Below are 23,461 nucleotides of genomic sequence, written 5' to 3' on the forward strand. Positions count from 1 at the left end.
AATCGGACATGGGTCACAAAGGACGCGAGGATCGGCTTCCAGCGTTGACCTGCGCGGGATCGGCACTCCACAATGACCTGTCCTGGAGGCTCCATGCGCGGGTACGCGTCCATCCTGCTGCTGATCCTGGTAGCAGTGGCCCTGCCGATCATCATCTGGAATCTGTCGTGGCTGCTGCGCCCCAGCTGGCCCAGCGCCGCGAAGTACTCGTCCTACGAGTGCGGAATCACCACCACCAGCGAGGCGCGGGAGAAGTTCTCCGTTCGCTATTATCTGGTGGCCGTGATGTTCCTCGTCTTCGATGTGGAGACGGTGTTCCTGATGCCCTGGGCCATCCAGATGAAGGAACTGGCCGTGTTCGGTGCCATCGAGCTGGGCCTGTTCCTCTTCCTGCTGCTGTTCGGGTATGGCTACATCTGGTCCAAGGGAGCCCTCACATGGGAGTAAGCCTCAATCAACCCTCCACCCTTGAGCAGATCCTCATCACCACCAAGGTCGAGAAGGTCATGAACTGGTCCCGCGCCACCAGTGTGTGGCCCGTGACCTTCGGCCTGGCCTGCTGCGCCATCGAGATGATGGCCGCCGGCGCCAGCCGCTTCGACTTCGACCGCTTCGGCGCCGGCATCTTCCGCGCCACGCCCCGCCAGGCCGACCTGATGATCATCGCGGGCACGGTCACCTACAAGATGGCACCGGTCATCAAGACCCTCTACGACCAGATGCCTGAGCCCAAGTGGGTCATCGCCATGGGCTCCTGCGCCACCGCCGGTGGGCCCTTCGACTCGTACCACACCATCCAGGGCGTGGACAAGATCATCCCGGTGGACGTCTTCATCCCTGGCTGTCCGCCCCGGCCTGAATCCCTCATCTACGGCTTCATGAAGCTGCAGGACAAGATCATGACCAGCAGCCTGGCCGACCGGTACAAGGACATCTTCGAGGAGGTGGGCTGATGTCCGACGAAACCCTCCCCCAGCCCTCCGAGGCTCCGGAAGCGCCGGCCGGTCCCTATGTCTACGACTATGCTGCTTCCCCCCAGCGCCAGGTCGTCATGCCGAAGACTGTGCCCCTGCCCAGCCTGAGGACCTACGAGGCTGAAGTGAAGGCGGCGGCGGCGGCTGACGAGGCCAAGTGGCAGAAGATGCTGGCCGATTTCGAAACCGCCAAGGCCAAGGCCGAGGCGGAAGGCAAGGAGGCTCCCAAGCCCCCCGTCCGCCCGGTGCCCCGCAAGGATGACCACGACCTGAAGACCCCCTGGCCCCAGGAGGCCAAGGATGATGACCTGCACCGCCTCCAGGAGCGTCTGGTGGGCAAGGTCGAGGAAATCTTCGAACAGGCGGGGGAACTCACCTGCCAGGTTTCCAAGGAAGCGATCCTCGAGGCCCTCCAGCTCTGCCGGCAGGACATCGCGCTGAACTACGAGATGCTCGCCGACCAGACTGCCACGCACTACCCCGCGGCTACCGGCTTCGCCTTCAGCGTGGTCTACCACCTGACTAGCATCAGCCGCCGGAAGCGCCTCCGCCTCCGCATCCTGGTGCCCGAGGGCTTCAGCCCCGAGAGCGCCTGCGCCGTCTATCCGAGCGCGAACTGGATGGAGCGCGAGATCTACGACATGCTCGGCATCCGCTTCGCGAATCACCCCGACATGACCCGCATCCTCTGCCCCGAGGACTGGGAAGGCCATCCCCTCCGAAAGGACTACCCCGTGGTGGGCTGGGGCCAGCGTGACATCGCCTTCCGTGAGGATCGCGGCGGCAGGCTCGAGCGCATTGCCCTCCAGAAGGCCGGCCAGCTGGGCATCAACCTGAAGCAGCCCAAGGCGGAGTGATCCATGTTCAAGAACGAGGAAATGGAGATCAACCTGGGGCCGCAGCACCCGTCCACGCACGGTGTGCTCCGGGTGAAGCTGCGGCTGGATGGTGAGACCATCACTCACTGCCGGCCCATGATCGGCTACCTGCACCGGGGCGTGGAGAAGATCTGCGAGAACCAGACCTTCTTCCAGGGCCAGGTCTGGACCGACCGCATGGACTATTGCTCCGCCGTGGCCAACAACCTGGGCTGGGCGGAAGCCAACGAAAAGCTCTTCGGCATCACGGTGCCGCGGCGCGCCCAATACATCCGCACGATGCTGAACGAGTTCAACCGCCTGGCCTCCCACCTCATCTGGCTGGCGACCCACGCCCTGGACATCGGGGCCATGACGGTCTTCCTTTACGCCTTCCGCGAACGCGAGGACATCCTCGACATGAACGAGGCCTTCTGTGGCTCGCGCCTGACCACGACGGCCTTCCGCATTGGCGGCCTGCGCGAGGACCTGCCCCCCGGTTTCGAGAAGCTGGTGAAGAAGTTCCTAGCCAAGTTCCCCAGCTGCCTTGAGGAGTACGAGAACCTGCTGAACGAGAACCGCATCTGGAAGAAGCGCACCATCGGCGTGGCCAAGCTCAGCGCCGAAGACGCCATCGCCCTGGGCATCACGGGTCCCGTCCTGCGGGCCGCTGGCGTCCCCTACGACATCCGCAAGGCCTTCCCCTATGCCGCGTACGGCGAGATGAACTTCGACGTGCCGACCCGCACCGAGGCCGACACTTACGCCCGGTACCTGGTCCGCATGGACGAGATGCGGCAGAGCGCCCGCATCATCCAGCAGTGCATGGACGGCATGCCCGAAGGGCCCGTCATGGCCAAGCTGCCCAAGATCCTGAAGGCCGAGGTCAACGAGGTCTACCACGCGACCGAAGCGCCCAAGGGTGAGATCGGCTACTACCTCATCGGCGAGAAGGGCAGCGGGAACCCCTACCGGTTCCACGTGCGGGCCCCTGGTTTCATCAACCTCCAAGCCTTGCCCAAGATGGCCGAGGGTGGACTGATCGCCGACATCGTCGCGGCCATCGGCACCCTGGACATCGTGCTCGGCGAGATCGACCGCTAGTCGACGAGGATTCCCACCCATGCCGATTCCGACCCTCACCCAGTCCATCGTGATCACCCTCATCCAGTGCCTGCTGGTGGTGATCTTCGTCTTCGTCGTCGTCCCCCTGACGGTGTTCGCCGAGCGCAAGGTGCTCGGCTACCTCCAGCAGCGCTTGGGTTCCACCCGCGTGGCCAGCGGCCACATCGGCATCACCGGTTGGATGAACCGCGGCATGTGGAAATGGGGCCGGATTCCTGTCCTCTCCTACTGGCGTGGCATCCCCGGCCTCGTGGCGGACGTTCTCAAGCTGATCCTCAAAGAGGACGTCATTCCCGCCAAGGCCGACAAATTCGTGTTCTTCATCGCGCCCGCCCTCAGCATGGTGGCGGCCGTGGTTGTGTTCGCGGCGGTGTCCTTCGTCCCCGGTGTCTTCTTCACCTTCCCCACCTGGTTCCCCTTCGTGGGCGGCCTGCCGGTGTCCGGCGGCATCGCCGACATCAATGTGGGTCTGCTGTGGATCCTGGGCGTTGCCAGTGTCGGCGTCTACGGCATCGTCCTGGCCGGCTGGGCTTCGAACTCGAAGTATCCCCTGCTGGGCGGCCTGCGCAGCGCGGCCCAGATGGTCAGCTACGAAGTGCCCCTGGCACTCAGTCTGCTCGCTCCGGTGGTGCTGTCCTCCAGCCTGAACTTCGCGGAGATGTCGAAGGTCATGGCCACCGGGCTGCCCTTCTGGGGTCTGGTGCCGCAGATCATCGGCTTTCTGCTTTACCTCACCTGCGGCTTCGCTGAGACCAACCGCCTCCCCTTCGACATGCCGGAGGCCGAGAACGAGCTGGTGGCCGGGTTCCACACCGAGTATTCGGGCATGAAGTTCGGATTCTTCTACCTGGCCGAGTACATCAACATGACCGTGGTAGCGGCTCTGGCCGCGGGCTTCTTCCTGGGCGGCCCGTGGCTGCTGCCCTTCGGCCTACAGGGACTGGTGAATCCCTACCTGCCGAGGTTCCTGTCGTGGTTTGGCGAGCCCCACGCCATCTTCTTCGTCGTGAAGATCATCTTCCTGCTCTTCACCTACATCTGGGTGCGCGGCACCATCCCCCGCTACCGGTACGACCAGGTCATGAGCGTGGCGTGGAAGTACCTGATCCCCTTGACGCTGTTCAACCTCTTGCTGGCGGCCCTCGTCCGCTGCTTTGCCGTCTAGGGGCCGACCATGAACAAACTCCTGAGGACCCTCATCCCCTTCGACATCGCCAAGGGCCTGTCCATCACGGGCAAGCACTTCGCCAAGGTCTTCTTCACGGCCAACCGCCGGAAGGTGCCCTTCCACATCACCTCCGAGTACCCCGAGGTTCCCGCCAAGGTCCAGCCCCGGTATCGCGGCCGGCTCACGCTGCTGAAGGACGAGCAGGGCGAGATCAAGTGCGTGTGCTGCCTGGCCTGCGAGAAGATCTGCCCCACTCAGGTGATCACCATCGAGAAGGGCAAGAAGGAGGGGCGCAAGATGCCCTTCCCGGTGCGCTACGACTTCGAGATGGAGCGCTGCATCTTCTGCGAGTTCTGCGTGGAGAGCTGCGGCTTCGACTCCATCATCCTCAACCACCAGTTCGAACTGGCCGCCTACAACCGGGAGGACTTCTCCATCGGCATGGAAGGTCTGGGCCAGAACATGTACGAACCCACGCCCGTGGGCAAGTTCAGCGTGGCCGACGACTGACCTCCAGACTTCCAGACCATTTGCGCATTCCCGAGGACGCCCCATGGAACACTTCATTCAAACGATCGGCCGGAACATGTTCGCCATCTTTGGCGTCATGGCCCTGGGTGGCGCCGCGTTCATGATCGCCTCCAGGAGCGCCGTGCACAGCGTGCTTGGCTTCCTCTTCGCAATGCTCTGCATCGCCGGGTGCTTCCTCTCCCTGGAGGCCGAGTTCCTGGGCATGGCCCAGATCCTGGTCTATGCCGGGGGCATCGTGGTGCTCTTCCTCTTCGTCGTCATGCTCGTGGAAATGAGCAAGAAGAAGGAGAAGGAGGTCTTCCAGCTCCAGTCGCGGTACGCCGTGGTGGCAGTCCTCCTCGGCGCGGCCGCCTTCCTGGGCGTCTTCCGGAAGGTCCTCTTCGGAGCCGCCTCGCCCGAGGCGCTGGTGCTGCGCCCCGAACTCGCCCAGGGGCTAAACGTGGCCGCGCAGAACGCCCAGGCCGTGAGCCGCGGGCTCTTCGCGGATTACCTGCTGCCCTTTGAGATCCTCAGCGTGATTCTGCTGGTGGCCCTGGTGGGTGCCGTGGTGCTGGCCAAGACGGAGCGTGTGTGATGGTCAGCCTGAACGCGGTCCTCCTCATCTCCTTCCTCCTGTTCTCCATCGGCATCATCGGCGTCCTCATCCGCCGGAATGCCCTGGTGATCCTCATGTGCGTGGAGCTCATGCTCAACGCCGCCAATTTGAACTTCATCGCCTTCGCGCGCCACAGCGGTTCCGTCTCGGGCCAGGCCTTCGCCCTGCTGGTGATGGGCTTCGCCGCCGCCGAGGTGGCCGTGGGACTCGCGCTGGTGGTGGCCCTCTACCGCAAGCGCGACACCGTCCAGGTGGACGACATCAACCTGCTGAAGGGATGACGACGACCATGACTGCCGACATGACCCTGGTGCACGCCGCCACGACCGCCGCCTCCCAGCCCAGCACACTGCTGTGGCTGATCCCCTTCCTGCCCCTGTTCGGCTTCCTCATCAACGGACTCAGCGGCAAGAAGCTGAGGAACACCAAGGTGGTGGACTTCATCGCCCTGGGCAGCGTGGGCGTGGCCTTCCTGCTCACCCTCTACCACTTCATCCAGCTGGTGGGCCTGCCGGCGGACGGCCGCTCCATCCACCAGAGCCTCTGGACGTGGTTCGATGTGGGCGGCGCCCGCGTGCTCGGCGGCCTCAGCACCTACAAGATTGAGTGGGCCTACAAGTTCGATGCCCTGAGCGGCGCCATGGCCCTGCTGGTGACCGGCGCGGGCTTCCTGATCCACCTATTCAGCACCGGCTACATGGCCGAAGAGCGCAATGACGGTCGCTACTACCGCTTCATGGCCTACCTGAACCTCTTCGTGTTCAGCATGCTCAACCTAGTGCTGGGCGCCAACATCATGATGATGTTCCTGGGCTGGGAGGGTGTGGGCCTCTGCTCCTACCTGCTGATCGGCTTCTACTTCGACAAGGAATACGCCGCCATCGCCGGCAAGAAGGCCTTCGTCACCAACCGCATCGGCGACTTCGGCTTCATGATCGGGTTCTTCCTGATCTTCATGGTCTTCGGCAGCCTGGACTACGACACCCTCATGGGCTCTGTCCGGGAGATCTCCAGCCTGAAGTCCATCACCCTCTTTGGCATCACGCACGCGCCGACCTGGTGGTTCAACCTCATCGGTTGCTGCCTCTTCGTGGGCGCCGCCGGCAAGTCCGCCCAGATCCCCCTCTACGTCTGGCTCCCGGATGCCATGGCGGGCCCGACCCCGGTGTCGGCCCTGATCCATGCCGCGACCATGGTGACCAGCGGCCTCTACATGATCACCCGCCTGAACTTCATCTATGTCCAGGCGCCGGTGGCCCTGGCCGTGGTGCTCTTCGTGGGCGCCCTCACCGCCTTTGTGGCGGCGAGCATGGGCCTGGCGCAATACGACATCAAGAAGGTGTTGGCCTACTCCACGGTGTCGCAGCTCGGGTTCATGTTCATGGGCCTGGGCGCCGGGGCCTTCGCCGCCGGCATGTTCCACGTCTTCACCCACGCCGCCTTCAAGGCCTGCCTCTTCCTCGGCTCCGGCTCCGTCATCATGGCCTGCCACCACGAGCAGGACATGCGGAACATGGGCGGCCTGCGGAAGTACATGCCCTGGACCTTCCTCTCCATGGGCCTGGCCACCCTGGCCATCGCGGGCATCTTCCCCTTCTCCGGCTTCTTCTCGAAGGACGAGATCCTGTGGAAGGTCTTCGAGGGTTGGTATCACCACGGCGCCTATGACGGCCCCACCCTGAACCTGGTGGCCTGGATCCTGGGCATGCTGGGCGCCTTCATGACCGCCTTCTACATGACCCGCCTGATGATCATGACCTTCTACGGCGAGTACCGCGGAGCCGGGCATGATCCCCACCACCTGACGGTGCCCTCTGAGGCCCACCACGGCGCCGACGACCATGGCCACGGCCACGACGACCATGGCCACGGCCACGACGACCACAGCCAACACGGCCATGCGGCCCCAGCAGCCCACGGCCACGGCGAACCCAGCCACGGACCCACGGAAGTTCCCTGGAACATGTGGCTGCCTGTGTTCGTCTTCGCGTTGTTCGCGGTGATCCTCGGCTTCCTGAATCTGCCCCTCAGCCTGGAAACCCTTGGCAAAGTGTTCGGCAATGACCACTTCTCCAGGTGGATTGAGCCGCTCCTCTACCAGGTGACGGCCCCCGAGCACGGCCACCACTCGGCCCCCTTCATCGAATACGCCCTGATGGGCTGGGCCACCCTCATCTGGGCCCCTGGCGCCATCCTGCTGGCGGTCTGGATCTACGGCCTGGACCCCAGCTGGTCCAAGGCCAAGGCCTTCGTGACCCGGTTCCCGAAGGTCTTCGAGTGGGTAAACGCCAAATACTACGTGGACGAGTTCTACGAGTGGGCCCTCATCGGGCCCCTCAAGCGCTTCTCCGCCCAGCTCTGGAGCTTCGACACCTGGGTGGTGGATGGCATGGTGAACGGCGCCGCCCGCACCACCCTGGTCTGGGCCACCCTCATGAACTGGCTGGACGAGCACGTGGTGGACGGAGCCGTCGACCTCGCCGAGTTCATCGTTCAGGAGACCAGCGGCGTTTTCCGCGGCCTGCAGAGTGGCCGGGTGCAGCACTACGCCTTCGTCATGTTCCTCGGCTTCCTCGTCTTCGCCGTCGTGAAATTCTTCGTCTAGTCCTTCCTGGTTGGAGTCCCCATGTTCACCGCAAACACGACACTGATGCTGGTGGCGACCTTCCTGCCCGTCCTGGGCGCGCTGGTCCTGCTCTTCGTGCCTAAGGACCAGCGCCGCTTCTTCGAGGTCGGCTCGCTCCTCATCATGATCGCCAGCCTCCTGCTGAGCCTGCCCTTCTGGTTCGGCTACGACCGTGCCAGCGATGCGGTCCAGTGGGCCGGGGCCTGGACCTGGATCCCCGCCCTGGGCGTGAAGTTCAGCGTGGGCATGGACGGCATCAGCCTCCTGCTCTGGCTGCTGACAACCTTCATCGGGCCCATCGCCATCGCCTGCTCCTTCAAGTCCATCGAGGAGCGCCACAAGGAGTACTACATCTGGATGCTGGTGCTCCAGACCGCCATGCTCGGCGTCTTCATCACCCAGGACATGTTCCTCTTCTACCTCTTCTGGGAAGTGATGCTGGTGCCCATGTATTTCCTCATCGGCATCTGGGGCGGCCCCCAGAAGCTCTATGCCGCCATCAAGCTCTTCCTCTACACCCTGGCCGGTTCGGTGCTGATGCTGGTGGCCCTCCTCGCCATCTATTTCCTGCAGCACCAGACGACTGGTGCCTACGACTTCTCCCTGGCTTCCTTCCAGGCCATGGCCCCCGTGATCGCCCAGCAGAGCAAGACCTACCAGCACCTGATGGCCCTCGCCTTCTTCATCGGCTTTGCCATCAAGGTCCCCATGTTCCCCTTCCACACCTGGCTGCCGGACGCCCACGTGCAGGCGCCCACCGCCGGTTCGGTCATCCTGGCCGCCATCCTGCTGAAGATGGGCACCTATGGCTTCGTCCGCTTCCTGCTGCCCATCCTGCCCACGGCCACCAAGGACCTGATGCCCTGGTTCATCGCCCTGTCGCTCATCGGCATCATCTATGGCGCGCTGGTGGCCATGATCCAGAAGGACATGAAGAAGCTTGTGGCCTACTCCTCCGTGAGCCATCTGGGCCTCTGCATGCTGGGCCTCTTCGCCCTGAACCCCTACGGCATCAAGGGCGGCCTGTTCCAGATGATCAACCACGGCATCAGCACCAGCGGGCTCTTCCTCGCGGTGGGCATCGTCTACGAGCGCCGGCACACCCGCATGATCGCGGATTTCGGGGGCCTCTCGAAGACCATGCCGGTTTACGCCACCATCTTCATGATCATGACCATGAGCAGCATCGGCCTGCCCCTGCTGAACGGTTTCATCGGTGAGGGCGTCATCCTCATGGGCGCCTTCCAGGCCTTCCCCTGGGCCGCCGTCGTGGCCACCTTGGGCATCATCCTCGGGGCCGCCTACATGCTCTGGATGTTCCAGCGCGTCATGTTCGGACCCATCACCGCCGTCAACGAGAAGATGGAGGACCTGAACCTGCGCGAGATCCTCTACTTCGCGCCGCTGGTGATCGCCGCCTTCTGGATCGGCCTCTACCCCAAGCCGATCATGGATGTCATGGATGCCCCAGTCCGCAAGCTGGTCGAGCAGGTCACCCCCGGCTTCCATGCCGCCGAGGCGCTCGCCGCCCGGCAGGCCGCCGCCGCGAAGCTTGGCATGCAGGGTATGGCCGCCCCGGCCGCCCACCACGAAGCCGCCCCTGCCGGGCACCAGGCTCCCCCGGCTGGTCATGAGGCCCCCGCCCACGCTGCTCCTGCCCACGGCGGAGGCCACTGATGACCGGCTTCGCACAGGGTCTGCTGACGGCGCTCCTCCGGGACACGCCCCTCATCACGCCCCAACTCTTCCTGATGACCGTGGCCACGCTCATGCTCTGGCCCGGCGACCTCTTCTTCAACCGGAACGAGAAGCACAAGTGGGCGCCCATCACCCTGGTGATCCTGGCCATCACGGCCTTCCTGGTGACCAAGGTTCCGGACGGCGAGGGTTTCTCCCGGATGTTCCGCATGGATGGCCTCACCCGTGGCTTCCAGATGCTCTGCATCCTGGCTTCCGCCGGCGCCGTGACGCTGAGCGTGAAGCTGCTGGACAGCCTGAAGCAGCAGACTGTCGAGTACTACGCCCTGATCCTGTTCTCCCTGGCGGGCATGCTCTTCCTGTGCGGCGCCTCGGACCTGATCTCGGTCTACTTCAGCATCGAGCTCATGGCCATCTGCATCTACATCCTGGTTGCCTACCTGCGGGACCGCGCCACCAGCGTGGAAGCGGGCATGAAGTACTTCCTGCTGGGGGCCTTCTCCAGCGGCATCCTCGTCTACGGCATCAGCCTGGTCTATGGCGCTGCCGGCGGGGTCTCCACCAACCTGGTGGACATCAACCAGGCCCTGGCCCTGACCCCCACCACCAGCAGCCTGCTGGTCTATGCCGGGGTCCTGATGGTGCTGGTGGGCATGGCCTTCAAGGTGGCTGCGGTGCCCTTCCACATGTGGGCTCCCGATGCCTACGAAGGCGCCCCCACCCCCATCACCGCCTTCATGGCCACCGCCCCCAAGGCTGCCGCCCTGGCGGCCTTCCTGCGGGTGTTTGGCACGGGTTTCCATGGCGTGTCCAGCGACTGGGTCCTGCCCCTCTGCTACATCGCCGGGGCCAGCATGATCCTGGGGAACGTCGCCGCCGTGAGGCAGGAGAGCATGAAGCGCCTGCTGGCCTACTCCAGCATCGCCCACGTGGGCTACATGCTGCTGGGCGTGCTGTCGGGCGATCCCCTCGCCGGTGCCCGGGCCGTGTGGCTCTACATGCTCATCTACATCGTGATGAACACCGGTGCCTTTGCGGTGGTGATCTACCTGCAGGGCAAGGGCGAGGGCGAGCGCATCGAGGACTTCAAGGGCCTGGGCAAGAAGCACCCGGTGCTGGCCTTCGCCATGATGGTCTTCCTGCTCAGCTTGGCGGGCATCCCACCCCTGGTGGGCTTCTTCGGGAAGTTCTACCTGTTCAAGCTGGCCATCGAGCAGGGCTTCGTCACCCTGACGGTCCTCGCGCTGCTGACCAGTGCCGTGAGCGCCTACTACTACCTGGGCGTGGTGAAGGAGATGTACTTCAAGGAGCCCGAGGGCGAAGCCATTCCCATGGGCGCCGCCCAGGTCTTCATCGTCACCCTTGCTTGCATCCTGGTGCTGGTCGGCACGGCCTTCGGGCCCTGGCTGCTGGACTGGGCGGGGAAAATCTTCTGGGTCTAGTGTTATCCGGGGGTTCCGTGCTGCGCACACACCCCCAGACCCCCGCGCAGAAGCCCGGCAAAGCCGGGCTTCTGCTTTTCCCGGGATCGGCACCACGGCCTACACTGGAGGGCGCGGGGCGACCCGCGCCTTTTCCTTTGGGGCCAGGATGATCTTCAAAAAAAGGGTGGATGCGGATCCGGGGGAACGGGCCCTATGGGGCGACCTCATGTCCCTGGGCTTCGTGTTCCCCATCGCCATCACCCTTGGATTCTTCTTGGGCCGCTGGATCGGGGGCTGGTTCGGCCGGCCGGTGATGGGACAGTGGGTGGGCCTGGTCTGGGGCATCGCCACGGCCTTCTACGAGCTCTACAAGGTCAGCCAGCGCCTGTCCCGGCGGGACGAGGCTGAGATGAAGCGCCTTCAGGACGGTCGGGAAAACCATGACTGACCCTGGGGACGATGGTTCCGACCACCTGCGCCGGGTGACGGGGGCGATGGTGGCCCTGGGACTGCTGGGCATCCCCCTCTGGGGCTTCCTGCGCTCCTGGACCGCCGCGCTGGTCTTCGCCGTGGGTTCCCTGACAAGTCTGGCCTTCTGGGCCCTCCACCGGGTCCTGACGGCCCGGATGCTCACCCCATCCGTGCGCTTGCGCTGGCTCTACGGCTTCCTGTCCCTGGGCAAACTGGCGTTGATCGCCCTGGTGCTGCGTGGGATGATGGGGAATTACCCGGCGGAAGCCCTGCCGCTGGCCCTGGGAGTGCTTCTCTTCGTGGCCGGCATCCTTCTGGAGGCCCTGCGCCTGATGTTCCAGAAGCCCGAAGCCACGCCACCCGAGTGAGGTCTGACCGACATGGAACACCACGCATCGTTGCTCGCCCAGTGGCTCACCCACGTGCTGGGCCTCGCCCAGCACCCCTGGCCCGGCTTCGCCCACGGCGCCTCCCTGTCCGTGCTGGAGCGCTACGACCACCTGCTGAACGCCGCCCTAGCCGCGCTGCTGACCATGCTGATCACCACCCTGGTCCGGAAGGGCCTGGCCCGCATCCCCGGCCCCCTGCAGCAGATCTTCGAAGGCATCGTTGGCGGCCTGAAGGAGATGATCAACGACAACATCGCCCACCATGGCGAGAAGTACCTCCCCTTCATCGGCACCATGGCCCTGTTCGTATTCTTCAACAACCTCTTCGGCCTGCTCCCCGGCCTCAGCCCCGGGACGAGCAACTGGAACGTCACCCTGGGCGCGGCCCTGGTGGTGTTCGGCTACTACAACTTTCACGGCATGCGGGAGCAGGGCTTCGTCAAGTACTGGGCCCACTTCGCCGGCCCCATCTGGTGGCTGGCGCCCCTCATGTTCCCCCTGGAGATCCTGGGCCTGCTCAGCCGCATCCTCAGCCACTCCCTCCGTCTGTTCGGCAACATCGCCGGTGAGCACGTGGTGGCGGGCATCTTCTTCGGACTCATGCCGATCCTGCTGCCGGTGCCCATGATGTTCCTGGGCCTCTTCTTCGGCCTGATCCAGACCTTCGTGTTCACGATGCTGGCCACGATCTACCTGAGTGGCGCGGTTTCCCACGAGCATTGAGCCTTCGGAAAGCGCTGCGCGATTTCCGCTAGAAAAGCATTCACCCGTCTCCGGGATTCCGAACCCCTGGGACAACCCTTAAGGAGCACCACCATGAAGAAGTTCCTCACCACCGCCTTCCTCTTCACCCTGGCCGCCGTCGCTTTCGCGCAGGGCGCCCCCGTCGCCGCCCAGAAGAGCCTCTTCGAAGGCCAGTTCGTGGCCCACCTCTCCCTCGCCATCGCCGCCGCCGGCTGCGGTCTGGGCCAGGGCAAGGCCGTGGTCGCCGCCTGCGAAGGCGTCGCCCGCAACCCCCAGGCCGCCGGCGCCATTCGCACCACCATGATCATCGGCCTGGCCCTCATCGAGGCCCTCGTGATCTACGTGCTCGTCGCCGCCTTCGCCATCAAGTAGGCGTTCATTGTTCCGAGCGGGGCGTCCAGCACTGGGCGCCCCGTTTTTATTGGGATTCCTTGAAAGACCGATGTAGGTTCTAGCCGCCATGACTCCCCACGCCCTGTTCCCCATGCCCCCCGAAGTCACCCAGGTGATCCTGGGCGGCGGGTCGCCCATCGACCTGGATTCGTTGCGGATCCACTCCCCCGGAGAGGCCCGGAACTTCGCGCTGAACTATGGCTACGACATGGATGTCCCCGTCCAGCGGGCCGCCGTGATGCGGGTCTACGAGGACGCCGTGGACTTCCTGGAGGCCGTGGTGCTGGAGGGGACCAGCCTCCACGTCCCCCTGGAAGTCAGGGACCTGCCGGACCCTCTGGACCTGCTGGTCTGGGCCTCCGATCGGCCCCGGAATCTCAGGGGGCGATGGTCCTGCGCCATCCTCCGGGTGATGCACACGCTCTTCCACGTGGACCACAACGTGAACCTCCGGTTCCTGCCCGAGATCCAGCGTCAGGTCTTCAGCCGCTACGACCAGTACCTGGTCTGCGAGGAAGGCCGCTGGTTCCTGCGGGGGGCCTACGAAGTGCCCCTGGTGGCCATGGAGCGCAAAGAGAACAAAGACCGTGTCTCCATGCTCCTGAAGATGCTCCACAAGCCCGAGAACGTCGCGGAGACCATCTACGACCAGATCGGCATCCGTCTGGTGGCGGAGGACCAGCTGGGCGTCCTGATGGTCATCCGCTTCCTCCTGGACCACCATGTGCTCATGCCGACCCACATCAAGCCCAGCCGGAGCCGGAACCTGATGATCGACATGGAGGCCCTGGCGGCCTGGAGCGAGGCGACCCCGCCCTTCTTCCGGATCCAGGACCTGGGGCCCGAAGAGCGGCAGGCCCTGAGCCGAACCCTGGCCATAAAGGGCCCAGGGAAGGACCAGAACCCCTTTTCCAGCAAGGATTACTCGGCCATCCAGTTCACCGCCCGCACGCTGGTCAGGCTTCCCAGTCCCGCCACCAGGGCCCTGGAGACCCTCCAGGAGCGCCTCCAGACCATGGGCGACACCGAGCTTTCGGACCTCGTCCGCATTCCGGAGTTGATCCAGGATCAGGAGGAGTTTACTTTCTTCTTCGCACATGAGGTCCAAGTGATGGAACAATCGGGGTTTCAAAGCTCACGATCCGGTCCCGCCTCCCATTCGGAATATAAACAGCGCCAGCGGGACGCCGCCCGGCGGAGAGTGCTTCAGGGAATCCTTCAGGAGGAACCATGCTGAACATCCAGACCCGCCAAGAAGGCACCGCTTCCGTGGTGTCGATCCAGGGCAAGGTCAATTTCGAGGTGACCGCCCAGCTGCGGGACGTGATCCGCGAGACGGTGGCAACGGCGCAGCCGAAGCTCCTCGCGATCAACCTCGAAGGCGTCAGCTTCATTGATTCCTCGGGTCTTGGCCTCCTGGTCGCTGCCCGCAACAGCGTGGACAAGTCCGGCGGCAAGCTCCACCTCTGCTGCCTCCCCGCGCCGGTGAAGAAGACCTTTGACCAGACCAACCTCACCAACTACTTCTCCATCTTCGCCACGGAGCAGGACGCTCTGCGCGGCGCCTGATCGACACCCCTGCATGGCCAAGGGTGCGGTTCTGGTGGTGGACGATGAAGCACCCATCCGGGACATCCTGAGCTTCTATCTCAAGCGGGCTGGCTACCAGGTCCTGACCGCAGCCAATGGCGTAGAGGCTCTCGACGAGATGGGCCGCTCCCGGCCCGACCTCATCATCTCGGATCTCCGCATGCCGGAGATGCCCGGCGATGAGCTGTGCAAGCGCGTCAAGAGCGATCCGGCCACCCGGGACATCTACTTCATCATCCTGTCTGCCCTGGACGGTACCGCTTCTCGCATCGGCGGCCTGGCCCTGGGCGCCGACGACATGATCCCCAAGCCCTTCCACGCCCAAGAGGTGCTGGCCAAGGTGGACTCCACCTTTCGCCTCATCGAGATGCAGAAGGAGATCAAGCGGCAGAACAAGGAACTCACGACCTTCCAGCAGAAGGTGCAGGAGGAGATGGAGCTGGCCGCCGCCCTCCAGATGGGGCTGCTGCCGAAGCTGCCAGGCGAGGCGCCGGGCTCCCGGTACACGCACCGGTATCTTCCGGCCGCGGGCATCGGCGGGGACATCTACGCCATCCTGCCCCTGCCGGACGGCTGCACGGCCATGATGATCGCGGATGTGAGCGGCCATGGCGTCACCGCGGCGCTCATCTCCGCCATGGTGAAGACCTCCTTCGAGAACCAGGTGCGGCTGGGCGGCGAGCCCCTGGCCTGGGCCCAAGGCATGAACGAGGATCTCTGCCGCTCCACCCTGGCCGAGCAGTTCGCCACGGCCTGGCTGGGCCGCCTCGACCCTGTCTCCAACCGCCTGCGCTACGTGGTGGCCGGGCACTGCGCCCCCCTGCGGATCGTGGGCGGGGCCAAGGGCGGGCTGCAGCGCTCCGAGGTGCTGCGGGGCAAGGGCTTCATGCTGGGCCTAGACGAGCAGCTGCCCTTCATGGAGCACGATGCCGAGTTTCTGCCCGAGGACCGCCTGGTGCTCTATACCGATGGCCTGGTGGAGGTGGAACGCGAGGACCGCACCATGCTCGAGGAGGCCGGCCTGCGCCGGATCTGTGCGGAGCTGCCGGTGGGCGCGGAGGCGGCGGCCGACGCCGTCATCGCCCAGGCCCGCACCTTCAACCACCCCGCGCCGTTCCTGGATGACGTGACCCTGGTGATCCTGGACCGGAAGGCCTGAGCGCCAGCAGTCAGATCTCGGCCAGCGTGGCGGCGATGCCGGCTTCCATCTCGGTGAAGGGGGCCGTGTAGCCCGCGGCGCGCAGGCTGCGCACGTCCGCCTGGGTGAAGCTCTGGTACTTGCCTCGTAGCTCGTCGGGGAAGGGGATGTAGTCGATGCGGCCCTGGCCGAGGTGGGCGATGAGGGTCTTGGCGATGTCGTTGAAGCTGCGGGCGCGACCCGTGCCGGCGTTCACGATGGCCTTCGCCATGCCCGCGCCGCCGAAGTGGAGGTTGATGGCCACGATGTCGCCCACGAAGACGAAGTCGCGCTGCTGCTCGCCATCGCCGAAGCCGTCGGTGCCCCTGAACAACCGGCAGGCGCCGGTCTCCTTCAACTGGCGCAGCAACTGGTGGAGCACGGACATCATCCGGCCCTTGTGGTGCTCCCGCGGGCCGAACACGTTGAAGTAGCGCAGGCCCACCACGGGGCTCTGGATGGCGGGCATGAGACTGCGCACGTGCTGATCGAAGGCGAGCTTTGAGTAGCCGTACACGTTCAGGGGACCCTCGTTCTTCGGCACCGGTTCGAAGTCCGGGCTGGCCCCATAGGTGGCTGCGCTACTGGCGTAGACCAAGGGCGTCTTGCGGGCCAGACACCAGTGGAGCAGGGCCTTCGAGTCCCCGTAGTTGTTCTCCATCATGTAGCGCCCGTCGGACTCCATGGTGTCGGAGCAGGCCCCGTTGTGGAACACAGCCTCGGGCTGGAGGTCCAGGGTGCCTGCGTCCAGGCGGGACCTGAACTCGCGCTTGTCCATGTAGTCGGCCAGGGTCAGGTCGGCCAGGTTCCGGGCCTTCTCGGCGCGGGCGAGGTTGTCCACCACGAGGATGTCCGTGTGGCCGCGCCGGTTCAGTTCCCGCACCAGGTTGCTGCCCACGAAACCCGCGCCACCCGTGACAATGAACATGTCCCACTCCTTCTATCCAGGATACCGGCTAACCGATGGTGTCTTCCGCCTCGATGGGGGCCAGACGACGCAGCAGTCTCGGCCCCAATTCCGTCACGAGGGTGGCGGCCAGGATGAGCAGGCCGCCCATGAGCTGGATGGGACTCAGGTGCTCGCGGATGCCCGGCACCAGGCTGCTGACGGCGATGGCGGCGGTCCAGACAGGCTCAGTGGACAGGAGGATGCCGCTCTCGGTGGCCCCCAGCCGGGCCTGCATGGCGCTCTGGACGTAGAAGGCGAGGCTCGTGGCGAGGATTCCCATGAAGCCCAGGGACACCCAGGTGCCCGCCTGTGAGAGTGCCGTCCCCGCACCCTGAAAACCGAACGGGGCTGGCAGCATGAGCGTGACCACCAGGGACACGGCGCCTGTCACGGCCACCTGCACGAAGGCCAGGACCCAGCCGGAGGACCGGCGCGAAAAATGGGAGGTCATCACGATGTGGAAGCCGCAGCCTACGGCCGCCAGCAGGGTCTCGGAATCCCCACGGTTCCAGCCGCCCCAGGCCGCGCCGGGCTCCCGGACCAGCAGGATCAGGCCCGTGAGGGCCACCAGGGCGCCGAGGCCGTGGGAGGGCCGCAGACGGTCGCCCACCAGCAGCGCCACCATGGGCGTAAAGATCACGTAGAGTCCCGTGATGAACCCGGATTTCGAGGTGGTCGTGAAGCGCAGTCCGTCGGTCTGGAGCCAGAACAGGGTGACCAGCACGAGGCCCAGCCAGAGGCCGTCCAGGACCTCGCGCCGACGGAGGGGCACCTTCAGGAGCGCCAGCATCAGGCCGAGGCCGAGGGTGCCGATGGCGAAACGCAGGGTGAGGAGGGCGCCCACCGAAAGCCCGGCCTGGAGGCAGTACTTCGTGGCAGGGAAGCCGCCGCCCCACACCGCCGCGATGGCGGCCATGGAGAACACGGCGATCAGATGGGAAGCACGGGATTCCGGCATCCTCTCAGGCTATCGCCTGGAGGGAACCCCTCCGAGCGGAACTTTCACCGGAGAGGCAGTCCGCGGCTATTTCAGCAGGACCACCACGCGGATCGTCAACTCGGGCTGATCGGGATCATCGGTGTTCAAAGCCAGGATCTCGCTGTAGCGGCCGGCCTTCGCGGAGGCGGGGAAGACCACAGTGAGATCCATGGTGGAGGCTTTCTGGTCCAGCCCCTCGACCCGCATGCCCTGGAAGGAGGGACGGGTTCCCGTGACGCGGAAGGGCCGGCCATCGGCCTGCTTGAGGGACAGCTTCTGGCGGAGTTCCTTGCCGGCCGTGTCCTGGAAGACAAGTTCCACTGGACTGGCCTGGATCGACGGCTTGAGGTCCCACTGGATGTTCAGGGGCAGCTGGTTCATCCGGGGATTGGTGAACCGGACCGTGGCCTGCTCCACGCCGCGGTAGTGACCCGCGGGGACCTTGCGGCCATCGAAGGCGACGTCCAGCACGATGTCCTTGCCTTCGGGCCGGAAGGCGAACGTGAGGAAGGGCGCGCCCGGGGCTTTCACCTCCACGATCTGGACGGGCTCCCCGTTGCCGCTGGCATAGCGGATCTGGCTGCGGGTGGTGGTCGACTTGGGCGCCTGGTGGAAGTAGACGGATTCCACCGAGGGCATGATCTCCTGCACGACCTCGGCCTCCAGGGTGAGGCTCAGGGTCGGCGTCTTTGGATCATTGCAGACCACCTCGATGGACTTGCGCACGCCACCCTTCAGGCCCTTGGGATCGAACATGGCCTCGATCTCAGTGGCTTCCCCCGGGGCGATAGACCACTTGCCGAGCATCGTGTAGGTGCAGCCGCAGCTGGGCCGGACCTGGGTGATGTTCAGGTAGGCGTTTCCGGTGTTGGTGACCCGGTACTTGGCGGCCACCTTCTTGTCTGGAGTGATGCGGCCGAAATCGTGATGAGTCTTGTCGAAGGAGATGACGGGAGCCTGGGCCATCAGGGTTGCGGAGGCGCAGGCGAGGAGGAGACGACGGAACATTCGGAACCTCGGAGGAGACTTGAATTCTATACGGAGATCAACGCGCTCAGTTCAGCCCAGACCTGGTCCGGTCCAATGTCCGCCAGGCAGGGATGCCCTGGTGTGAAGCAATCCGGCTTGAAGCAGGGGGTGCAAGGGATCCCTTCCTTCTGCAGCCCCCGGCTCCGGGGTCCCCAGGGGGTGGAGCCGCCGGGATCGGTGGCGCCGTACAGGGCCAGTGCCGGCGCTCCGGTGGCGGCGGCGAGGTGGCTGAGGCCCGAGTCGTTGCCGAGCACGCCTGCGGCGCCACGCATCCAGGCGGCGGCCTCCTTGAGGGTGGTCCGCCCGCAGAGGTTGATGCCCTCGGCCCCCGCGACTGCTGCACAGGTGTCGGCCTCGTCCGGGGAACCCAGCACGGCCACGGCGAAGCCTTCCGAACGGGCCATGAGCAGGAGGGCCCGGTAGTGTCCCACCGGCCAGGCCTTGGAAGGCCAGGTGGAGCCGGGCATCAGGCAGAGGTAGCGCTCGGCAGGCTTGTCGATTGCCACCCCCGGATCGAAGTCGGCAAAGGGCATGGGCGGCAGGTCCGGCCAGCGCTGCGCGAGCACCGCATGGTACCTGAGCAGGAAGGGGCCCTCGGCATCCCAGAAGGGGCCGCTGTGGGTGTTGAAGGGGCCCGCCAGGCTCTCGTCCACGCCGATGCGCTCGGGCACCCGGGCCAGCCAGGCCGCCAGGGCCGGACGCAGGGACTTCGGGAAGTGGATGCTCCGCGCGGCCTTGTGCTGGCGCAGGATACCGGCCATGGCCAGGGGGCCGGGCTTGCCCTCATCCGCCAGCGTTCCATCGCAGAACCAGGTGCCCTCGACCAGGCCGACGGTGGTCTTCGGTCCCCAGACAACGAGGGGGCCGGCGCCGATCTCTCGCAGGAGGCGCAGCACCGGCAACTGCATGGCGGCATCGCCCACGAACCGCGGGAAGCGCACCCAGGTGGCGTGGTCGGGGATCACAGCCACGCGGCCACCGCCTCGCGGAACTTCGCCGCGGCGTCGTAGTCCCGGGTCAGCGCGGTGCCGAAGGTGTGGGCCTTCGCCCGCTGGGCCTCCCATGCCTGGGCATCGGCCAGCATAGGCGCGAGGCGGGCGGCTGCCTCCGCGAGCAGGGGCGCAGGAACGGGTTGGCGGTCGTCAGGTTTGCGGAGGAGAAAGCCGCCTTCGCCATCCTGCAGCACGGTGCCGATGCCGCCCACCGTGGGCGCCAGCACCGGCACCCCCCGCTCCATGGCCTCGATGAGGGCGATGGGAAAGAAGCCCTCGTTGCGGCTGGTCATGACGTAGAGATCGAGGGCGGAGAAGGCGGGACGAAGATCCGCCTTGGGACCCAGCCGGGAGGTTCGGTCGCGGAGGGGCGAAGTGGACAGGCGCTTGTCGAGGGACACTGCGGTGTCGGCTTCCTCACGTCCGGCGAAGAGCAGGTGGACGTCCCCGAGTGCCTCGGCGAAGGTGACGACGCCAGCGGGGTCCTTGCGGCCATCGATCTGCCCAACGTAGCCCACCACGATTCCTGTGTCCGGCAGACCCAAATGGCGCCGTGCGGCTTGGCGGTCCTCGGGGCTCGTCGCCTGGACTTCCGCTCGCGGATAGAGGGGCTGGATAATGCTGCAGGGGGCGGCGCTGAGGTGCTCCCGCACGGCGGCAGTGAAGTCGTAGGTGCAGATCCAGCGGTCGACCAGGGTTCGGACGCCCCGATATTTGCGCAGGTGGCGCTCGTAGTGCTCGTGCAGGGTGAGCACCGTGGGAATCCGCAGCCCGAGGCGGGCCAGCCAGGGCAGGGCACGCTGGACGCCCTTGTGGTTGCATACGACCAGCAGGTCGGGCCGGGTCCGCCACAGCCAGCGGAAGGCGCCCAGGGCGCCGGGCAGGTGGACTACCTCGACCACGTTGGGGTTCCGTTCCCGCAACTCGGGCTCGATGTCGCGCCTGCCCGGCTCCTTGCGGAAGAGCACCGAAATCTTGACTGGCAGGGGCGCCAGGGCGGCCACCTGCTCCAGGAGCACCCTCTCGCCGCCCCCGAAGGACAGCTTCCGATGGGCGAACACGACATGCTTCACGGGACTCCAGGAAAGGGTTCAGGATAGGATGACTGACCCAATGCGTCACAATCCTAGGGCGTCAAACTCACAGGTTGCCATGTCCCTTGCCTCGACCCAACGGATCCTGCTGGTGGAGGATGAACCCGGCCTTCGGGAGGTGCTGACCCTGGCGCTGGAGGGGGCTGGCTTCCTCTGCGAGGCGGCGGCGGGCATCGAGGAGGGGCAGCGGGCCCTCCGGGAGACCACGTTCGATGGCGTCCTCTCCGACCTGAAGCTCAAGGACGGGTCGGGCATCGAGCTACTGACCTGGATGAAGGAGCAGGGGCTCGAGACCCCGGTGGTCATCATGACCGCCTATGCCACCACGGAAACCACGGTGCAGGCCCTGAACCAGGGAGCCGTGGATTTCATCACCAAGCCCTTCAAGCACGAAGAGCTGATCGCCTCCCTTAAGGGCCTGCTCGCCGCTGCGGAACCCCAGGCCGCCCCACCCTCGGACCTGGGCGAGTTGGTGGGGGTGGGGCCCATCATGCGGAAGATCAACGCCCTCATCGGGAAGGTCTCCCGGGCCGACACGACAGTGCTGCTGACGGGCGAGAGCGGCACGGGCAAGGAGGTGGTGGCCCGGCTCATCCACCGGTACTCCGACCGCGCGAAGGGCCCCTTCGTGGCCGTGAACTGCGGTGCCTTCCCCGAGGCGCTGCTGGAGAGTGAGCTGTTCGGCTTCGAGAAGGGTGCCTTCACCGGGGCCGGGGCCATGAAGCGGGGCCTTTTTGAGGAAGCTGGCGGCGGCATCCTGTTTCTCGACGAGATCGGCGAGATGCCCTCCTCCCTCCAGGTGAAGCTGCTGCGGGTGCTCCAGGAGCGCCGTTTCCGCCGGCTGGGGGCCACCGAGGAGCGGTCCGTGGATGTGCGGGTCATCGCTGCCACCAACCGGGACCTGCGGGCCCGGGCCGAATCCGGGGACTTCCGCGAGGATCTCTACTACCGGCTCAACATCCTCCAGATCGAGCTGCCCCCTCTGCGGGAGCGGCCTGAGGATCTGCCGGTGCTGGCGGAGCACTTCATCCGCCGCTCCTGCCAGAAGCTGGGCAAGGCGCCCATGCAACTGCACGCGGAGACCATGTCACTGCTCCTCTGCCACCGGTTCCCCGGCAATGTCCGCGAGCTGGAGAACCTCATGGAACGCTGCGTGGCGCTCAACCCGGGCGGGCCCATCACCCGGGACCTGCTACCGGAGGGGCTTGGCCAGACCGGCTCCGAGAAGGGGTCGAGCCGCCTCGCGCCGCTCGTCATTCCCGCGGAGGGATTTGACCTCGAGGCCTGGATCCAGGCCCTGAAGGGACATTTCCTCCGGCGGGCCCTGGACGAGGTCGGGGGGGTCAAGACCAAGGCCGGCAAGAGGCTCGGGATGAGCTTCCGGGCCTATCGGTACTGGCTGGCCGAACTCGGGGGGCTCGAGGCCCTGCCTCAGGACTTCCCCTGGCCTGCGGACTTCCCCGCCCCCGTGGTGGACGAGGGGAGCGGAACCGACGGCCCCAAGGAGGCATGATGCCCATGAATGCTTGCTTTTCCGGCCCTTTCTGGCACACTGGAACGCTCGGATGTGACCCATCTGAACCCTCTCCCCGGACCCCGCCCATGACCTCCCGTTCGAACCAGGCTTCCCCCCAGGCGCGCCGTGTCGCCCGTGGCTTCTCCCTCCTGGAACTGCTGGTGGCGATGATGATCATCGCCGTGCTGGGCACCCTGGGGTTTTCCCAGTACCGGAAGCAGGGGGCCCAGGCCCGCTATCTCAAGGCCCAGGATGAGCTCAAGATCGTGGCCGAAGGTCTGGACCAGTACTGGCTCAAGCATGGAACCTATCCTGACTTCGGCAGTTACGATGCCATGGTGGACGCCAACTCGGCCCTGGTGAAAGAGAGCCTCATTAAGACCAGCATGTCCACCCAGGACCCGTTCAAGCAGCCCTACGAGGGCAAGTCCACCCGCGCGACCTATGAGCTGAAGTGCCTCGGCGATCCTGACAACCAGGAGGACTACGGCCCCTTCACCCGGACGCCGGGCCAGGGCCAAGTCATGGGCAACGGTCCCTCGGCGGGGGGCGCTCCCAAGGCGGATCCTCCCGCTGGTGACGGCGGAGCGAAGAAGTGATCGACCTCTACCATCTGCCGCCTGAGGGGCTGCGCCTGAACGGCACCACCGCCCAGCTGGCGCTGGAAGGGGATGCCACCCTGCGCGACCTGGCCTGGTCGGTGTTCGCGCTGGCCTCCGATGGCGATGTCTTCCTCGAGGTGAAGGGCCAGGCTCTTTGGCAGGGGACCTGCAGCCGCTGCCTCGCGCCCCTGGACCGGCCCCTCGCGGTTGAGAGCCAGTTCCTGGGCAGCAAGGACGCCGACCTGGTGGGGCGCGGGTCGCACCAGCTGGGCTCCCAGGACCTGGACGTGGTCTTCCTCCCCGAGGACAACCTCGATGAGGCTGAGCTGGTCCGGGAGCAGTTCGAGCTCCAGGCCCCCATGCGCCCCCTCTGCGTCGAGGACTGCAAAGGCCTCTGCCCTGGCTGCGGCAAGAACTGGAACAAGGGCCCCTGCCACTGCCGGCCCGACGCCGATCAGGCCCCGTCTGCCCTCAACCGGGCGCTCGCCAAGGCTCTGGCCGGAATCAAGCTGGACCCGGAATCCTGAACCCCTTAACC

26 protein-coding genes are annotated in these 23,461 nt (G+C 65.7%); 21 read left to right on the forward strand and 5 right to left on the reverse strand.

The features are described 5' to 3' along the window. Positions 1 to 93 precede the first annotated feature (93 nt). The 18 genes from WAS25_RS12990 (at position 94) to WAS25_RS13075 (ending at position 15,744) form a co-directional block, all read left to right on the forward strand. On the forward strand, positions 94 to 447 hold the full coding sequence (locus WAS25_RS12990) for an NADH-quinone oxidoreductase subunit A (RefSeq protein ID WP_422312763.1): 354 nt from the start codon (positions 94 to 96) through the stop codon (positions 445 to 447). Further along, positions 438 to 953 carry an NADH-quinone oxidoreductase subunit B gene (locus tag WAS25_RS12995; RefSeq protein ID WP_422312765.1) on the forward strand — a complete coding sequence of 172 codons (516 nt, stop codon included), beginning with the start codon at positions 438 to 440 and terminating at the stop codon, positions 951 to 953. Before WAS25_RS12990 ends, WAS25_RS12995 begins: the two co-directional genes overlap by 10 nt. Then, positions 953 to 1,831 carry an NADH-quinone oxidoreductase subunit C gene (locus WAS25_RS13000; RefSeq protein WP_422312767.1) on the forward strand — a complete coding sequence of 293 codons (879 nt, stop codon included), beginning with the start codon at positions 953 to 955 and terminating at the stop codon, positions 1,829 to 1,831. The genes WAS25_RS12995 and WAS25_RS13000 overlap by 1 nt, the downstream gene beginning before the upstream one ends. Before the next feature lie 3 nt (positions 1,832 to 1,834). Next, a complete protein-coding gene (locus tag WAS25_RS13005) occupies positions 1,835 to 2,935 on the forward strand; it encodes an NADH-quinone oxidoreductase subunit D (RefSeq protein ID WP_422312769.1) in 1,101 nt (366 codons plus the stop codon). A gap of 19 nt (positions 2,936 to 2,954) precedes the next feature. Continuing rightward, entirely contained in the window at positions 2,955 to 4,121 is a 1,167-nt protein-coding gene (locus WAS25_RS13010) for a complex I subunit 1/NuoH family protein (protein WP_422312771.1), read from the forward strand. Positions 4,122 to 4,130: 9 nt separating this feature from the next. Further along, positions 4,131 to 4,634: a NuoI/complex I 23 kDa subunit family protein gene (locus tag WAS25_RS13015; RefSeq protein WP_422312773.1), complete on the forward strand. Its 504-nt coding sequence runs from the start codon at positions 4,131 to 4,133 to the stop codon at positions 4,632 to 4,634. Positions 4,635 to 4,677: 43 nt separating this feature from the next. After that, on the forward strand, positions 4,678 to 5,229 hold the full coding sequence (locus WAS25_RS13020; RefSeq protein ID WP_422312775.1) for an NADH-quinone oxidoreductase subunit J: 552 nt from the start codon (positions 4,678 to 4,680) through the stop codon (positions 5,227 to 5,229). After that, positions 5,229 to 5,531, forward strand: coding sequence for an NADH-quinone oxidoreductase subunit NuoK (gene nuoK, locus WAS25_RS13025; protein ID WP_306247063.1), 303 nt, complete (start codon positions 5,229 to 5,231; stop codon positions 5,529 to 5,531). Before WAS25_RS13020 ends, nuoK begins: the two co-directional genes overlap by 1 nt. Next, on the forward strand, positions 5,528 to 7,855 hold the full coding sequence (gene nuoL / locus WAS25_RS13030) for an NADH-quinone oxidoreductase subunit L (RefSeq protein ID WP_422312779.1): 2,328 nt from the start codon (positions 5,528 to 5,530) through the stop codon (positions 7,853 to 7,855). Before nuoK ends, nuoL begins: the two co-directional genes overlap by 4 nt. A 21-nt stretch (positions 7,856 to 7,876) precedes the next feature. Beyond that, positions 7,877 to 9,553: a complex I subunit 4 family protein gene (locus WAS25_RS13035; protein WP_422312781.1), complete on the forward strand. Its 1,677-nt coding sequence runs from the start codon at positions 7,877 to 7,879 to the stop codon at positions 9,551 to 9,553. Beyond that, on the forward strand, positions 9,553 to 11,016 hold the full coding sequence (locus tag WAS25_RS13040; RefSeq protein ID WP_422312783.1) for an NADH-quinone oxidoreductase subunit N: 1,464 nt from the start codon (positions 9,553 to 9,555) through the stop codon (positions 11,014 to 11,016). Before WAS25_RS13035 ends, WAS25_RS13040 begins: the two co-directional genes overlap by 1 nt. Positions 11,017 to 11,164: 148 nt before the next feature. Next, complete coding sequence (locus tag WAS25_RS13045; protein ID WP_422312785.1) at positions 11,165 to 11,446, forward strand: AtpZ/AtpI family protein; 282 nt, start codon at positions 11,165 to 11,167, stop codon at positions 11,444 to 11,446. Beyond that, a complete protein-coding gene (locus WAS25_RS13050) occupies positions 11,439 to 11,837 on the forward strand; it encodes a hypothetical protein (RefSeq protein WP_422312787.1) in 399 nt (132 codons plus the stop codon). The genes WAS25_RS13045 and WAS25_RS13050 overlap by 8 nt, the downstream gene beginning before the upstream one ends. Before the next feature lie 12 nt (positions 11,838 to 11,849). Then, the gene (gene atpB / locus WAS25_RS13055) at positions 11,850 to 12,581 is read left to right on the forward strand and encodes a F0F1 ATP synthase subunit A (RefSeq protein WP_422312789.1); all 732 of its coding nucleotides are present in this window, start codon (positions 11,850 to 11,852) and stop codon (positions 12,579 to 12,581) included. Positions 12,582 to 12,674: 93 nt separating this feature from the next. Continuing rightward, positions 12,675 to 12,974: an ATP synthase F0 subunit C gene (locus WAS25_RS13060; RefSeq protein WP_291206204.1), complete on the forward strand. Its 300-nt coding sequence runs from the start codon at positions 12,675 to 12,677 to the stop codon at positions 12,972 to 12,974. A gap of 88 nt (positions 12,975 to 13,062) precedes the next feature. After that, positions 13,063 to 14,232: a TIGR04552 family protein gene (locus WAS25_RS13065; RefSeq protein ID WP_422312792.1), complete on the forward strand. Its 1,170-nt coding sequence runs from the start codon at positions 13,063 to 13,065 to the stop codon at positions 14,230 to 14,232. After that, positions 14,226 to 14,564, forward strand: a complete 339-nt coding sequence (locus tag WAS25_RS13070) for an anti-sigma factor antagonist (RefSeq protein WP_291206210.1) — start codon at positions 14,226 to 14,228, stop codon at positions 14,562 to 14,564. Before WAS25_RS13065 ends, WAS25_RS13070 begins: the two co-directional genes overlap by 7 nt. 13 nt (positions 14,565 to 14,577) lie before the next feature. Then, a complete protein-coding gene (locus WAS25_RS13075) occupies positions 14,578 to 15,744 on the forward strand; it encodes a PP2C family protein-serine/threonine phosphatase (protein ID WP_422312794.1) in 1,167 nt (388 codons plus the stop codon). A gap of 10 nt (positions 15,745 to 15,754) precedes the next feature. On the opposite strand, the gene rfaD is transcribed toward WAS25_RS13075, so the two are convergent. From rfaD to WAS25_RS13100, 5 genes are all read right to left on the reverse strand, one after another. After that, the gene (gene rfaD, locus WAS25_RS13080) at positions 15,755 to 16,690 is read right to left on the reverse strand and encodes an ADP-glyceromanno-heptose 6-epimerase (protein ID WP_422312796.1); all 936 of its coding nucleotides are present in this window, start codon (positions 16,688 to 16,690) and stop codon (positions 15,755 to 15,757) included. Between the two features lie 28 nt (positions 16,691 to 16,718). Further along, positions 16,719 to 17,669, reverse strand: coding sequence for a DMT family transporter (locus tag WAS25_RS13085; RefSeq protein ID WP_422312798.1), 951 nt, complete (start codon positions 17,667 to 17,669; stop codon positions 16,719 to 16,721). 66 nt (positions 17,670 to 17,735) lie between these two features. After that, complete coding sequence (locus WAS25_RS13090) at positions 17,736 to 18,698, reverse strand: DUF1573 domain-containing protein (protein WP_422312800.1); 963 nt, start codon at positions 18,696 to 18,698, stop codon at positions 17,736 to 17,738. A gap of 26 nt (positions 18,699 to 18,724) precedes the next feature. Next, positions 18,725 to 19,690, reverse strand: coding sequence for a glycosyltransferase family 9 protein (locus WAS25_RS13095; RefSeq protein ID WP_422312802.1), 966 nt, complete (start codon positions 19,688 to 19,690; stop codon positions 18,725 to 18,727). After that, positions 19,681 to 20,784, reverse strand: coding sequence for a glycosyltransferase family 4 protein (locus WAS25_RS13100; RefSeq protein WP_422312804.1), 1,104 nt, complete (start codon positions 20,782 to 20,784; stop codon positions 19,681 to 19,683). Before WAS25_RS13100 ends, WAS25_RS13095 begins: the two co-directional genes overlap by 10 nt. A gap of 79 nt (positions 20,785 to 20,863) precedes the next feature. Here WAS25_RS13100 and WAS25_RS13105 point away from each other — a divergent pair, with 79 nt between their 5' ends. The 3 genes from WAS25_RS13105 to WAS25_RS13115 all read left to right on the forward strand — a co-directional run bounded on the left by WAS25_RS13105 (position 20,864) and on the right by WAS25_RS13115 (position 23,450). After that, a complete protein-coding gene (locus WAS25_RS13105) occupies positions 20,864 to 22,318 on the forward strand; it encodes a sigma-54-dependent transcriptional regulator (protein ID WP_422312806.1) in 1,455 nt (484 codons plus the stop codon). Positions 22,319 to 22,407: 89 nt separating this feature from the next. Beyond that, positions 22,408 to 22,920 (forward strand): type II secretion system protein, encoded by a 513-nt coding sequence (locus WAS25_RS13110; RefSeq protein WP_422312808.1) that lies wholly within the window; start codon positions 22,408 to 22,410, stop codon positions 22,918 to 22,920. Further along, a complete protein-coding gene (locus tag WAS25_RS13115) occupies positions 22,917 to 23,450 on the forward strand; it encodes a YceD family protein (protein ID WP_422312810.1) in 534 nt (177 codons plus the stop codon). The genes WAS25_RS13110 and WAS25_RS13115 overlap by 4 nt, the downstream gene beginning before the upstream one ends. Positions 23,451 to 23,461 lie beyond the last annotated feature (11 nt).

Origin of the sequence: Geothrix sp. (genome assembly GCF_049292215.1) — a bacterium.
Taxonomy (GTDB): domain Bacteria; phylum Acidobacteriota; class Holophagae; order Holophagales; family Holophagaceae; genus Geothrix.

Bases quoted from the DNA above. Each gene is read 5' to 3' on its own strand.
- WAS25_RS12990 (WP_422312763.1), top strand. From the start codon at position 94: ATGCGCGGGTACGCGTCCATCCTGCTGCTGATCCTGGTAGCAGTGGCC.
- WAS25_RS12995 (WP_422312765.1), top strand. From the start codon at position 438: ATGGGAGTAAGCCTCAATCAACCCTCCACCCTTGAGCAGATCCTCATC.
- WAS25_RS13000 (WP_422312767.1), top strand. From the start codon at position 953: ATGTCCGACGAAACCCTCCCCCAGCCCTCCGAGGCTCCGGAAGCGCCG.
- WAS25_RS13005 (WP_422312769.1), top strand. From the start codon at position 1,835: ATGTTCAAGAACGAGGAAATGGAGATCAACCTGGGGCCGCAGCACCCG.
- WAS25_RS13010 (WP_422312771.1), top strand. From the start codon at position 2,955: ATGCCGATTCCGACCCTCACCCAGTCCATCGTGATCACCCTCATCCAG.
- WAS25_RS13015 (WP_422312773.1), top strand. From the start codon at position 4,131: ATGAACAAACTCCTGAGGACCCTCATCCCCTTCGACATCGCCAAGGGC.
- WAS25_RS13020 (WP_422312775.1), top strand. From the start codon at position 4,678: ATGGAACACTTCATTCAAACGATCGGCCGGAACATGTTCGCCATCTTT.
- nuoK (WP_306247063.1), top strand. From the start codon at position 5,229: ATGGTCAGCCTGAACGCGGTCCTCCTCATCTCCTTCCTCCTGTTCTCC.
- nuoL (WP_422312779.1), top strand. From the start codon at position 5,528: ATGACGACGACCATGACTGCCGACATGACCCTGGTGCACGCCGCCACG.
- WAS25_RS13035 (WP_422312781.1), top strand. From the start codon at position 7,877: ATGTTCACCGCAAACACGACACTGATGCTGGTGGCGACCTTCCTGCCC.
- WAS25_RS13040 (WP_422312783.1), top strand. From the start codon at position 9,553: ATGACCGGCTTCGCACAGGGTCTGCTGACGGCGCTCCTCCGGGACACG.
- WAS25_RS13045 (WP_422312785.1), top strand. From the start codon at position 11,165: ATGATCTTCAAAAAAAGGGTGGATGCGGATCCGGGGGAACGGGCCCTA.
- WAS25_RS13050 (WP_422312787.1), top strand. From the start codon at position 11,439: ATGACTGACCCTGGGGACGATGGTTCCGACCACCTGCGCCGGGTGACG.
- atpB (WP_422312789.1), top strand. From the start codon at position 11,850: ATGGAACACCACGCATCGTTGCTCGCCCAGTGGCTCACCCACGTGCTG.
- WAS25_RS13060 (WP_291206204.1), top strand. From the start codon at position 12,675: ATGAAGAAGTTCCTCACCACCGCCTTCCTCTTCACCCTGGCCGCCGTC.
- WAS25_RS13065 (WP_422312792.1), top strand. From the start codon at position 13,063: ATGACTCCCCACGCCCTGTTCCCCATGCCCCCCGAAGTCACCCAGGTG.
- WAS25_RS13070 (WP_291206210.1), top strand. From the start codon at position 14,226: ATGCTGAACATCCAGACCCGCCAAGAAGGCACCGCTTCCGTGGTGTCG.
- WAS25_RS13075 (WP_422312794.1), top strand. From the start codon at position 14,578: ATGGCCAAGGGTGCGGTTCTGGTGGTGGACGATGAAGCACCCATCCGG.
- rfaD (WP_422312796.1), bottom strand. From the start codon at position 16,690: ATGTTCATTGTCACGGGTGGCGCGGGTTTCGTGGGCAGCAACCTGGTG.
- WAS25_RS13085 (WP_422312798.1), bottom strand. From the start codon at position 17,669: ATGCCGGAATCCCGTGCTTCCCATCTGATCGCCGTGTTCTCCATGGCC.
- WAS25_RS13090 (WP_422312800.1), bottom strand. From the start codon at position 18,698: ATGTTCCGTCGTCTCCTCCTCGCCTGCGCCTCCGCAACCCTGATGGCC.
- WAS25_RS13105 (WP_422312806.1), top strand. From the start codon at position 20,864: ATGTCCCTTGCCTCGACCCAACGGATCCTGCTGGTGGAGGATGAACCC.
- WAS25_RS13110 (WP_422312808.1), top strand. From the start codon at position 22,408: ATGACCTCCCGTTCGAACCAGGCTTCCCCCCAGGCGCGCCGTGTCGCC.